This window comes from Helicobacter cetorum MIT 00-7128 (assembly GCF_000259255.1).
GTDB classification, from domain to species: domain Bacteria; phylum Campylobacterota; class Campylobacteria; order Campylobacterales; family Helicobacteraceae; genus Helicobacter; species Helicobacter cetorum_B.
Map to the genome: position 1 here is coordinate 1 of NC_017738.1, position 12,465 is coordinate 12,465.

The window sequence follows — 12,465 nt, forward strand, 5'->3', positions numbered from 1 at the left end:
GGAGGAACTACCATGCGATTAATCGTTATAGCGATAGTTTTAGTGGTAATCTTGACACTTCCACTTTATTAAAAACGAGCCCTTAAGAGTTCTCAGCTCTTGGGGGTTTAACTATCTGCTGTAATTATATCGTCTTTTTGAAAAACAAGTAGTAAAAAGGCGATTAAATGCCCATGAATACGAATTTTGAACAACTTAGAAAACAAGAATTAGAATTACGAAAATTATTAGAAGAGTTAGATACACTTCCACAAACTCCACAAATTGAGTTACAGAAACAAGAAATTCAAGCCTATATAGACTACATAACTCCAAGTATCTTAAAGGGTTTTAGCCAAAAATTTAAATCCATTACAGAAAATTTTCTAAATGAACTTGAAAAAGAAAAAAATCCCAACAAAAACAAGAACCCATACCAACCAAAGGACCACAAGAACAACCAACCCTACAAGAGCCAGAGCCACCCAAAAAAAAGCCATACTCGCTAAAGATTTAAAAGTTGTTAGACCTAATGATGTAACAATCCACAATGATATTTACAAGGTCTATTTAGGGAAATTAGGGGCATTAGAAAGCAATTTGTTTTACTCTATTTTTGACAAACTCAAAGAGCAAGATGACACGCTTGTAAGGTTTAATCCTAGCGAGATTAAGGCGATGATAGGCAATAGTAAAATCAGCGGAAAAGAGCTTACAAAAGTTGTCAAAAAGCTATGGAATAACATTAAATTTGCTAACTTTTGGATACTCTTACCCCGCAGAGATGAAAACCACATGCTTTTTAGAACCTTTGCTATCAACTACTACGATGATAAAAAAACACAAATTAAAGACATAGAAGTCCAAGTCAATAAACCACATTACACCTACCTACTAAACGATTTAACGGGCAATTTCACGCAATTTGAACTAGAGCAATTTAAAAATCTCTCTAGCAAATACGCTAAAACGCTTTTTAGAATGCTTAAGCAATTTGATGACATAGAAAATGAAAACAATCATTGTGAGTTGCTACGATTTAATAATAATTTTGATGAGTTTATGGAGTTTATGGGGATAGATAAAAACATGGAAATGCGTGATATTGAACGCCAAATCCTTAAACCCATTTGTAAAGAGCTGGGGGCATTTATAGACAAAAAAGAAAAAGCCCCCCTTATCATAGATTTAAAAAAACCCTATGCCACCATTGAATACAAAAAAATTCATGGCAAATACAACAAAGTCATAGGCATTGAATTTTATTACACTAAGCATGAGCCAAAAACCAACGAACACAATCGCATAGAAACTACTTTACGCACCCAAGAAATCAAAAAGACTAAACAAGAAAAAGTTAAGGGTTTCTATAAGCAAAATGAGATTAAGAGCTTAGAGAACCACTATCTTAACAAAACAATCTCTTTTAAGTTCAATAACCCAAAAGATGGCGAAATTAAAGAAGTGCTAGTTACAAAAATTGAAACCTTTAAAGACAATGAAAAAATAAGATTTCATTTTGATAACACTTCAAGCTACACTTTTACTAATAGACAAACTTTAATCAAGCATGTAGAAATTTTGAGCGAAAAATTGTTTTAACCTTTTTGCTATGAGCTTGCGAAGTGAAGCAAAAAGCAAATTACCAAACAACATAGCCTTTTAAGGCATATGGTATGTTTGGATAATTTGCAAATTATCCAAACATCTCGCAAGCTCATGTGTTTGGTAATTTGTAAGGGGCAAGCCCCCTTAACCCCCTTATTAAACAAACATGCTATAATCAACTATCATTTTTATTAAGGGAATAGACATGGCTAATACTTCTACACAAAAAGACTACTCACATTTAAGCAAGAGACAGCTTTTTAATTTAATGGATAAGACAGAACAAAAAATTAAAAAGATACAGAACGACAGAATAGCCTTTAAAGAAAAAATGGATAAAGAGCTAGAAAAACAAAACAGAAATTTTAATAACAAACTAGATGAGCTAACCAAACTCTTACAAGAAATAAATCTCGCCTTTGATAGTAAAAGAGCTAATGATTGTTGCTTTGGACATGAGACCCCAAACCTTGAAACCCAACAAGCCATGCGAGATATAGACAACAAAGAAACAAGTTTAGAAGTTGATGATTTTTCTAATTACAGCAACGAAAGAAAAAGGGCTTTAGGTGTTGAAACTAATTCTTAAAAAATCTTTTCAAAAAGATTTTGACAAATTACTTTTGAATAGTTTTGATGATAGCGTTTTGAATAAAGTTATTCTATCCTTACGAAAAAAAGAACCACTAGAACCACAATTTAAAGACCATGAGCTAAAGGGGAAATGGAAACCCTACAGAGAATGCCATATAAAAACCGACATTCTACTTGTCTATCTAGTGAAAGATGATGAGCTTATTTTAGTAAGGCTAGGTAGTCATAGCGAATTGTTTTAATGGGTATTTTAGCAAGTGGTAATTTTAAAACCACCAACAATATCCAAGAAAAACATAACGACCGCACCCTAGCCCCTAGCTATCTAATACCCCAAGAATTTAGGGGGAAAAATGAAGTTAATCGCACTTCAGCTCAAGCAAGAGTATTAAAAAATCAAATTATTACAAATGCTATCAATGCCTATGAAAAAAACAAAAAGCCCAAAGCTCCTAAATTTAAAGCCACAAGTTATCAATGGAGCCTAGTAGTCAATCTCAAAGAAACTTCCACCATGCAAGACTTAGAGAAACTAGCCGACCACTTCCAAGCTAAGTATGGTTTTCAGTGCTACCAAATCGCTATACACAGAGATGAAGGCTATATTGATGAAAATAATCAGCCCCACATAAACCACCACGCTCATATGGAGTTTATTACGCTCAACAAAGAAAATGGCAAAAACATGATGAGAAAAGCCCACTTATCGCCTAGAAAATTTGCCGACATGCAAACCGAAATCGCCCAAATTCTAGGCATGGAGCGTGGTAAAGATAAAAGACTAAGTGGAGCTAAACGCATAGAGCCACGCAAATACGCCCAAATGAAAGAAAAAGAGCGTAAAGAACGCTTAAAAGAAAAAGAGCTACACCAAGTTGAATTACAATCTAAAGACAGCAAAATACACGACAAAGATACCCAAATAACCGCCTTAATAAGGGAGTTAGAACAAGCCAACCAAACTATAAAACGACAAAGAACAATCGCTAGAAAGTATCTATCTAAAAAACAGCAAAAAGAATACACAGAGCAAATAAGACAAGCTAGTAAGGGACAAGGATTAAAAAAAGAGTTTTTTAGAGAACTAAACGCTATAAACAAACAAAAACATACTGATGAGAGTTTTTTTGCCGAGTGCTACAAATTAGTGGAACGCCACAATATAGACGAAGAAAGTGCGAAACTTGTTTTTAAGCCTATCTTAGAGCTAAGATTTTTAGCTTTAAAGCTTGAAAAAGAGCAAAACCGAGTAAATCTACTAGAAAACGATAAAAAACGAAATTTGAGCGATTTAAACGCAAAAGAAAGCATAATTCAAAGCAAAGAACAAGAACTACAGCAAGCTAGAGAATATGCCAAGCAATTAGCAGAGCTTACCACCAAACTACAAGAACTAACAGCCAAAAACACTGAACTACAGCAAGAAAACCAAACTCTAAAAGCCCAACTACAAACCGCTACTGAGCCTTGGATTGAATTTGGAAAACAAGAACAAGCTAGAGTTAAAGCCCACTATCAAGCTTGTTTAGAAAGAGAGCGAGCTAAAGAATTAGCCAAAGAGCAATCTAAAACTTTACACCCTAATGAGCCGTGGCTTGATTATGACCCCAAAGCTCACAAAGGACTACAACTACACAGCAACCAAGAAAAAACGCACGAGAATGCCCTACAATCAACACAAAATCAAAAACCGACTAACGATATACCTACACAGCTAAAAAACGATTTAAACGCAAATACAAGCGAAATAGAGCCTAATTTCTACGAATATCCAACACAGAATAGCAAAAGGCGTAGGTAAAAAACAATTTTTTCCCCTTACTAGCCAAAAAAACAAAACCGCAGAGCGAGTGAAACGAGCAAATAGCGGTTTTGAACCGATTGTTGTTTGAAACTTAAGCGTTTTTTGGTGAAAAATTTAGTTAGTCAAAAAACTAAAGCTTAAGTTAATTTGGCTTTTTTCTTTTTTTCTTTTTCTTTTTTGTTTTACTTTGTAAAACTTTGTTATAAGGTATGAGTTGTGGATAAAATCCGCATAGTTGTGGATAAAATCCGCTATAGTTGTGGATAAAATCCGCATAGTTGTGGATAAATAATCTTAATATCCTTAACTATAAGCCATTTTAGGCTAAAAATCACTAAATTTTAGGCAAGTTAGGGATAAAATCCGCTATAGTTAGGGATAAAATCCGCTATAGTTAGGGATAAAATCTTAAAATATCCAAAACTATGTATTTTTGTAAAACTAAGCTTTTTTTCAATGCTCTTTTCTATGACTTCTTTAATGCTGTGTAAAAAGCTTGTTTTATTCCCCTTAATTTCTTGTTCTAAGTTCTCAAGCTCTAGAGATACATGCTGGATATTGAATATCATAATTTGTTTAGGAAAGATTACAAAAAATATCTCAAAAATGGCTTTGATGATAGGCTACTTGATAAAGTGGTTTTGGAATTAAGGCAACAAAAAACACTAGCTCCAAACTATAAAGACCACATGCTAAAAGGCGAATGGTATCCTTGTAGAGAGTGCCACATTAAACCTGATGTTTTGTTGGTTTATATAGTCAAAAATAACACTCTTTGGTTGCTTAGGTTAGGTAGCCATAGCGAATTGTTTTAGGATTTTGCTTTTTTAAATCGCTAATTTTGCGATTTTTTGCGTTTTTCAAGCAAATCTAATAAATTACCTTGCTTAAGAGCATTTTTAAATTCTAGGGCTGTTTTTGTGCGTTCTAGGTCGGTATAAAACTCACTCTCTGCTATCTCTTGGCGTTCTTTTAACTTTTCAAGCGTTTTATAGTCTCTTACACAAAAATTTGCTACAAGCTTTCTAGGAGCGTTAGAATACAAGCCTATACGCACAATGTAGGGGTGTTTATAGGGCTTTTTACCATTCTCAGTAACAATGTCCTTAACTTCTTGGCTAAGGCTATCAAATTTCAAAATTTTGTAATCGCCGTCATAAACTCCACAAGTCCAGCTCTTATCGGCATTTTGCTGACAAGCAATGTTTTTACCTACAAACGCATTCAACCCCTTAATAATTTTTTCGATGTAATGTAGCTCTTTGCTCTGCTCTTGTAAAAGTTTTTTGTCTGTAGTCTTGTATTCAAAATGAAAAGTAATATCTACAATCTTACGCCCTTGCTTGTGGTTTTCAACTTCTACTAGCACAATGTTGCTGTATTTGTTGATTTCTTTTTGGGCTTGTTTTAAAACCTTACGATTAAAATTATCCCATACTAACAAGCTCTTTGGCACGCTTAGAATGCTCTGTAAGTAAGCTACATTGATTTTTAAAGTGTTTTTGTTCTGCTTAATTTCGCTTAAAAGCATTTGATAAATGCGTATTGCATAATAGCTTTTCATAGGCAAAATACAATCTAGGGGGGTTTGGGTAAATCTCTCTTTAAGTCCTAGTAAGTAGGGTCGCATATAGTCGTTAAGTTGGTAAGTAATCTCGGCTTGTCCCTCTGTGTATTCTAAGACTTGAAAAATAGGCATAGACCTAAAGCTCTTAACTTGCTTATTAGTTGTGGGGTCAATACTAATCGTATCATCAGTGAAAGCTCGTTTAGAAAGACTATCACATAGCTTTCTAATGTAAGTGTAGTTAGCATCTAAGTTTTCATGATCTAAAGCCCCTAAAATTTCACTAATAGGAGCTTTACAAGGGATAAAATGCGTATCTTGTAAAGGATTGAGTTTAGAAACAGACCATAAAAAGACCTTTAACTCATTAGTAGTCATTTCATCGTATTGAGAATAAATCAGTCGGTTATCTTGTGCGATTAGGTTCTTTTGAACTTTGGGTTTTTTATAGCTCTTTTTAGGTTTTGAATTTGGTATGGATTTAGCCATTTTTTTCCTTTCAATTTTTTGTTTTTCGCCCTTGTTTAACAATTAATCTTGTTTTATTCTTGTTTAGACGAAAAAGGGTCTCGTGTTTTAGGGGTCTGGGGGGGTGAATTTTGGGCTAAAAACTACTTTTTTATCGTTAAAAACTACTTTTTTATCTACAAAAACACCCCTAAAAACTACTTTTTTATCTACAAAAACACTAAATTATACCACAAAAACTATTTTTAATAAAATTAAAAAAGTAGTAGTTAGTATTTGAATATCGTAATTAAGGGGTTTAGAAAGCTAAAAGATACTTTTTTCAATGCCACTACAAACCGCCCATGCCACTGCCCCCACGACCACGCACTTTGCTTTTTTGTGTTGGATACTCGTAAATGTTTTGGTAATGCGTATATCTTGGTTGGCTCTACGCAAATAGTAATTTTTTAGGTTTTTCTCTTGTTGCGACTATGTGGAGTATGTTAGGGTTGGGGATCTCAGTGGGCGGTTATCCCGAAAGAGAGATAACCCACTATGAAATTACTATTAGCAATCATAGTTATAATGGTTCTCGCAACACCATTATACTAAAATTTTTTGGCTCTAGCGTAAGCTAGGGTCTTAAAGTCTATGGTTGCTAGCGTTTTAAATCGCTAATTTTGCGATTTTTTGCGTTTTTCAAGCAAATCTAATAAATTACCTTGCTTAAGAGCATTTTTAAATTCTAGGGCTGTTTTTGTGCGTTCTAGGTCGGTATAAAACTCACTCTCTGCTATCTCTTGGCGTTCTTTTAACTTTTCAAGCGTTTTATAGTCTCTTACACAAAAATTTGCTACAAGCTTTCTAGGAGCGTTAGAATACAAGCCTATACGCACAATGTAGGGGTGTTTATAGGGCTTTTTACCATTCTCAGTAACAATGTCCTTAACTTCTTGGCTAAGGCTATCAAATTTCAAAATTTTGTAATCGCCGTCATAAACTCCACAAGTCCAGCTCTTATCAGCGTTTTGCTGACAAGCAATGCTTTTACCTACAAATGCATTCAATCCCTTAATAATTTTGTCAGTGTAGTTTAGTTCTTTGTTTTGCTCTTGTAAAAGCTTTTTGTCTGTAGTCTTGTATTCAAAGTGGAAAGTAATATCTACAATCTTACGCCCTTGCTTGTGGGGTTCAACTTCTACTAACACAATGTCGCTGTATTTGTTGATTTCTTTTTGGGCTTTTTCCAAAACAAAGCGTTTAAAGTCTTGCCACACTAACAAGCTATTTGGCACACTTAGGATATTTTGTAAATAAGCTACATTAAGCTTGAGCGTATTTCTATTTTGGCGTATCTCACTTAAAAGCATTTGATAAATTCTAACCCCATAATAACTTCGCATGGATAAAATACACTCTAAAGGAGTTTGAGTAAATTTCTCTTTAAGCCCTAATAAGTAGGGTTTCATGCGTTTATTGATTTGACACTTAAATACCGACTTGTCGGCATCGTATTGTAAAAATTCAAAAATAGTGATTGCTGTATAAGTCCCACTTGCTTTGTTGGTAACTTCGTTAATTACGAGATTATCTTCTTCAACAATTCTTTTAGACAAGTTTTTAAGAGCGTCTTTGATAAGGGTATGGTTGTCTTTGGATTTATGCCCTAAAACGCCCATGATTTCTTGGATAGAGATTTCATATTCCCTAAAATCAGTGTCTATTAAGGGGTTAATCTTAGAAGCTATCCAGTAGAAAAATTTCAGCTCCAAAAGGTTCATGTCGTATTGCGAGTAGATAAAACGATTGTCTTGGGTTATTAAAGCCTTTTGAATTTTAGGTTTCTTAGGCGTTTTAGGTTTAGAGTTTGAGAGAGATTTTGCCATTTTTTGTCCTTTCAATTTTTTGATTTTGCCCTTGTTTAACTATTAATCTTGTTTTATTCTTGTTTACAGCCATTTCAACCCCCTTGAATACGGACTTGAAATCGCCAAAAAAGAGTTTTTCAATGCCAAAAAAGAGTTTTTCAATGCCAAAAACACCCCTAAAAAAGAGTTTTTCAATGCCAAATTATAGCATAACTAAGAAATTGATATAATGTAAATTCTTAGTTAGTTTTTGAATATCGTAATTTAGGGGGCTAGAAAGCTAAAAGCTACTTTTTTAATGCCACTATCTACCGCCCATTCCCTTACTTCTGCTATTTTCTATCTTTTGATTATGCTCTGCAATCTTGTCAGCCAAGTTTGATGTCCTTGTATCTTGCTCTCTAAGTCGTTGTTCTTGCTCCCCCACTCGTTTTGAAAGCTCTCTTGTTTCTTGTTCCATTCGCTTTGAAAGTCGCTCATTTGTTGGCTGAAAGAAGTCGCTAATTCGCTCTTTTGCGTTTCTGTAGATGTTTTTAATTGCGTTAATTGTGTCTCGTGTTCTTGTGTAAATTCCGTGTAAGATTGTTCTAGCTCTTGTTTGAGAGTTGTTTTGAAATTCTCTAATTGTGTTTGTAGTGTCTTGTATTGAGCTTGTGAAGTCTCTTGCTCTTTGATTTGAGCGTTCTGTAATTCTTGTTGTAAAATCTGCTCGTAGTCCGCTTTTAAATCGTTTTTGAGCATGATTTCTTTCTGTTCTAAGGTTTGTATCACTTGCTTTAATTCGGCTCTCTCTGTCGTTTCTAAGGATTGAAATTTGACTAGTAGTGCGTTGTGTGTTTGAAGCAATGTTTCGTAGCTCTCTTTCAAGTTTAAGGTTTCTGTCTCTAGGCTCTCGTAATCGTTGCTTAGCCTTTGAAATTCTGCTGTAACTTTCTCTAGCTTGGTTAATAGCTCGTTTCTGTCGTTCTCTAAACTCGCTATCTCGCTGTTCTTTGCTTGTAGTAAGCTCTCTTTCTCGTTCTGTAAGTTCTCTACTTCTTTGATTAAAACATTCTGTAGCATACTTAAGCATTCGTTCTGCATGTTTTTCCCTTATTTCTTGGTCGGCATTTGGTTGTAAATTCTCTGTAGGTTGGCGTTTTCTAGTCTGTCTATCTCTCGCTTTAATTGAAAAACTTCTTTCTGTGAAAGCTCTAATTCCTTGTCCTTGTTGGGTAGAATGATTAGAAAGTATGCCCCCACTAATATTGCCCCCATGATGACTAGCCCCATAATGAAAGTTAGGGGCATTAGTAAAGATTTCTTGGCTAGGTTCTTGTGGACCTGTTTCTCTAGCTCTTGTAGTTTCGTTTGCATAATCTTGTTGTGTTGATTGTTGGCTGTCTCTAACTCTAGGTAGCTGTTCTTTAGGCTCTCTTTTGTTGTTTGAAGTAGATTGATGTAATTTTTCATAGTAGCGTTGTTTGTATTCAATGTGTCTGTGTAGCTTGTTTTCAAGCTCTCGCAAAAGTTCTGCATGATTGTCGCTATCTCTTTGATTATTTGGGCGTTCTCGTTGGCTCTCTCGCTGTCTAACTTCGCGAATTTGCTCTCTAATGTCTGTAATACTTCTAAATGTTTCATTGTAGTAAAATCCTTTCAATCGTTTGGCTTTAGGTTCGTTGGGTAGCTTGACACTAATATAATCCTTGCCTTGTCTAGTAACTTCGCACTGACTATCTTTTAAAAAATTAATGATGTCATCTCGGCTGTTAAATAGCTTTCCTAAGTTGTCTTGTATGAGCTTGTCTAGTTTTTCATAGGTTGCTAAAAGTTCTTTATTTTGGGGGTTTTTAGTTTGGTGTTGTTGTATATTGTGCTGTTTTTCTAAGTCTTTAGGGTTTGTAAAATTGTGTTTTAGGTTGATACAATCTTTCCATAGGTCAATGCGTGTAATGTCCGCACTATGATAGTAAGGGGTAAAAGCTTTTTGAGTTATCAAATCAATTCTAGGTATAACAAAATTTAACTCCAAACGCCCCTTGTCTGTGTGTTCTACCCATAAAATGTTGTAGCGATTTTGCATGTTTTCTGTGAGTAAGGCATTTTCAAAACTTTCCATAAGTTCGTATTTTAGGCTCTCATCAATATTTGGCTCTTCAAAGGATAAGCACCCAACACATGCCTTGTGTTTTTGAGTGAGAGAGAGTAAAAGGCTTTTAGTTAGATTAGGGTCGCCCCTTAAAACTTTAGCTGTGCCTTGTTCCACTCTTTCATTAAGCAAGTAATTAACGCTCCCATCACCATCACCGCCCCCTTGATTAGTCCCCCAAAATTTAACTAACATACTTAGCTCTTAGTTGTTCTAATTGATGACTAATTTCTATCAGTTGCTCTAAGGCTAATCTATCCCATACCCCCTTATTAGTGTTGAGATGTTTAGCAATTTGATTTAAATTGTTTCCCCACTTAGCTAATTCAATAACTAGCTCTTTATTAACAATAGCTTTTTGTTTTTTATTTTTTATAGGAGCTTGTGAGTTTTGAGTTAAAAGAGAGTTTAAAACTAATTGCGAGAAGTTTAGATTTTTTTCTTGCATTTGAGTTTGGATAGTTTGCCATTGCTCTTTAGATAATCTAAGACTTTTAATGACTTGTTTATTTGTTTGAATACTCACTTATTCCCTTATTTTGATTTTGGGGGGTCAAGGGGGGGTTCGCTCCACTGCGAGCTATTTTGTAATACAAAATATATGCTCGCCCCTTTTAATTATAGTTTAGCATAGATTGATTAAAGTTTAGATATAATGGGGCTACAATGTCGTTTAATACAAGGAGCTGAAATGTTAAAAGATGTAGAAATTGGAGTTAAGTTTTATAAAGAATTTGGCAAATTAGAAAAACAATTAGCTAAATATCAAAGTAAAGTTTTAGAAATTAAAACACAAATGAGAGAGATTAAAAAGCAATACTCACAAGCTAAAAAAGATGAGAAAAAAGCTAAAAACTTAGAGACTTTACAAGCGATTAAAGATGTAGAGAGTGGGGCTAATTTTACAAAAATTGATAGTTTAGATGAGCTTACAAATGAGTTAAAAAGAGAGATTAGCTCTTGGATTTTATCGCCCTTAACGCAGTATTTGCTGACTTCTTTTATGGCGTGTTCTAAAACTTCAATGTTGCTGTTGGGTAGGTTTTGGGCTAGATTTGCGTGTAAATCGCTTTTATTTGCGTTTAGAATGTAGGAGGGTATGTCTATTATGCCTTTGGGTAGATTTTTGGTTTTAGGCTTAAATTTGGGCGTTATTTTGCGTATGTCTAGGATTTCACTTTCGGTGTAGGTAAAGTAGCGTTGCCACATTTCTAGCCATTTGGCTTGGCTTATGTAGTTTTTACCGAAATAACTTTTTTCATTAACGACTAAAAGCACATGAAAATGGGGGTGGGCTTGTCCTAGTGGGGTGTTGCTCCCTAGAAACTCGGTAGCCCTAAAATAGCCTAGTATTCTATCGCTTAATCGGTGGGCTTTCTTGCCTTTTTCTTTTAGAGTTTTGTTACTCCACATTTTAAACCATGCCGTGTTCATGGCTTTTACACACTCGCTTAAATCTTCAATTTTGGGGTTCTTACAAGTGAGTGTTAAAAACAAAAAGCCTAGTTTAACATTGGGGCTGTCTTTGGCATAGAGTGCTAAAGCTCTTAAAAGCTGTAAGCTTACTCGGTTGGATTTTTTCCATGCACACACAGGGCAGAATTTATTCATGCAGTAGTAGGATTTTAAACGCATGACTTTTTGTTCTAGGTTTTCGTAGGTTGCGTTTTTGTCGTAGTCTTTTTGTAAGGTTTCTAAAATTAGAGCTTGTTCTAGGTCGGCTTGGTTGTAGGGTAATTTTTTAAAAATTCCGCCTTTGAGTATTTTTCCGCAATTAAAACAACGGCTTGAATTTTTAGGCAAATCTATCTCTTTGTAAAGTTCGCTCAATTTAACTTGGTTTTCTTGGTAAAAATTTTTTCTTGGGTTTTTTGTAAATTACTTGTATTTTTTAGTTGTTTTTGGCTACTATTTTTCATGTGTTTAACTCGCCTTTAATTTGAAGTTTGGTCACCGAAAATTATAGCGAGTTTTCTTTCAAATTTTGTAAAAATCATCTCACTTTAACATGTCCTTGTAACTCCCTTGTATAAATGGCTAGAATACCAAATTCACAGAAATAATTATTTGTATATTATCAAGAGAAGGTATAGCACCTTAAAAAATCATGTATTTTTTACCAAAATGTAAAATTTGTTAAAAAGAAAATTTTTGGCTCTTATCAAAATTGACGCTCCATTTTTTCCCATGCTTTTCTTTGTGCATCTTGTTCGGCTTGTTTTCTTGCTTTTTCACTTGCTAGTCTGTCGGCTCTTGTCATCTTTGGTTGATAACCTAAATATTTTTTACTGAACTCTCTAATCATACTCGCACTAATTTTTTTCTAAAATGTTTTTGAATGAGTAACGACTATAATAACAGCCTAAGACGATATGACATGGTTGTTAATCCTAGTGTTAAGCGAATTTGGAGTAATTAGTTTCTAACTAATGGGCGGGAGTTTGTAGTGGGTAGCACTCCGTTA

Annotated in this window: 11 protein-coding genes and 1 pseudogene; 6 read left to right on the top strand and 6 right to left on the bottom strand. The window is 34.5% G+C overall.

From position 1 onward, the window contains the following. Nucleotides 1-173: 173 nt before the first annotated feature. The 6 genes from HCW_RS09190 to HCW_RS08945 all read left to right on the top strand — a co-directional run bounded on the left by HCW_RS09190 (nucleotide 174) and on the right by HCW_RS08945 (nucleotide 4,800). A complete protein-coding gene (locus HCW_RS09190) occupies nucleotides 174-488 on the top strand; it encodes a RepA (RefSeq protein WP_155802334.1) in 315 nt (104 codons plus the stop codon). Next, entirely contained in the window at nucleotides 370-1,581 is a 1,212-nt protein-coding gene (locus HCW_RS09195; protein ID WP_155802336.1) for a replication initiation protein, read from the top strand. Before HCW_RS09190 ends, HCW_RS09195 begins: the two co-directional genes overlap by 119 nt. Nucleotides 1,582-1,792: 211 nt before the next feature. Then, the gene (locus HCW_RS08925) at nucleotides 1,793-2,176 is read left to right on the top strand and encodes a hypothetical protein (protein ID WP_014661883.1); all 384 of its coding nucleotides are present in this window, start codon (nucleotides 1,793-1,795) and stop codon (nucleotides 2,174-2,176) included. Beyond that, the gene (locus tag HCW_RS08930; RefSeq protein ID WP_014661884.1) at nucleotides 2,157-2,423 is read left to right on the top strand and encodes a type II toxin-antitoxin system mRNA interferase toxin, RelE/StbE family; all 267 of its coding nucleotides are present in this window, start codon (nucleotides 2,157-2,159) and stop codon (nucleotides 2,421-2,423) included. Before HCW_RS08925 ends, HCW_RS08930 begins: the two co-directional genes overlap by 20 nt. Continuing rightward, the gene (locus tag HCW_RS09615; RefSeq protein ID WP_014661885.1) at nucleotides 2,423-3,982 is read left to right on the top strand and encodes a hypothetical protein; all 1,560 of its coding nucleotides are present in this window, start codon (nucleotides 2,423-2,425) and stop codon (nucleotides 3,980-3,982) included. Before HCW_RS08930 ends, HCW_RS09615 begins: the two co-directional genes overlap by 1 nt. Before the next feature lie 551 nt (nucleotides 3,983-4,533). Continuing rightward, nucleotides 4,534-4,800: a type II toxin-antitoxin system mRNA interferase toxin, RelE/StbE family gene (locus tag HCW_RS08945; protein ID WP_014661887.1), complete on the top strand. Its 267-nt coding sequence runs from the start codon at nucleotides 4,534-4,536 to the stop codon at nucleotides 4,798-4,800. A gap of 20 nt (nucleotides 4,801-4,820) precedes the next feature. Here the strand turns inward: HCW_RS08945 and HCW_RS08950 are convergent, their stop codons facing one another. From HCW_RS08950 to HCW_RS09805, 6 genes and pseudogenes are all read right to left on the bottom strand, one after another. Further along, a complete protein-coding gene (locus HCW_RS08950) occupies nucleotides 4,821-6,041 on the bottom strand; it encodes a replication initiation protein (protein ID WP_043902860.1) in 1,221 nt (406 codons plus the stop codon). A 285-nt stretch (nucleotides 6,042-6,326) separates the two neighbouring features. Next, nucleotides 6,327-6,458 carry a hypothetical protein gene (locus tag HCW_RS09905; RefSeq protein ID WP_269208215.1) on the bottom strand — a complete coding sequence of 44 codons (132 nt, stop codon included), beginning with the start codon at nucleotides 6,456-6,458 and terminating at the stop codon, nucleotides 6,327-6,329. 218 nt (nucleotides 6,459-6,676) lie between these two features. Then, on the bottom strand, nucleotides 6,677-7,888 hold the full coding sequence (locus HCW_RS08955) for a replication initiation protein (RefSeq protein WP_014661890.1): 1,212 nt from the start codon (nucleotides 7,886-7,888) through the stop codon (nucleotides 6,677-6,679). A 286-nt stretch (nucleotides 7,889-8,174) separates the two neighbouring features. Beyond that, nucleotides 8,175-10,196: a relaxase/mobilization nuclease domain-containing protein gene (locus HCW_RS08960; RefSeq protein WP_014661891.1), complete on the bottom strand. Its 2,022-nt coding sequence runs from the start codon at nucleotides 10,194-10,196 to the stop codon at nucleotides 8,175-8,177. After that, a complete protein-coding gene (locus tag HCW_RS08965; RefSeq protein ID WP_014661892.1) occupies nucleotides 10,186-10,527 on the bottom strand; it encodes a plasmid mobilization protein in 342 nt (113 codons plus the stop codon). The genes HCW_RS08960 and HCW_RS08965 overlap by 11 nt, the downstream gene beginning before the upstream one ends. A gap of 473 nt (nucleotides 10,528-11,000) precedes the next feature. Further along, nucleotides 11,001-11,636 (bottom strand): annotated as a pseudogene (locus HCW_RS09805) (protein rep); the annotation flags it as partial. Between the last annotated feature and the right edge of the window lie 829 nt (nucleotides 11,637-12,465).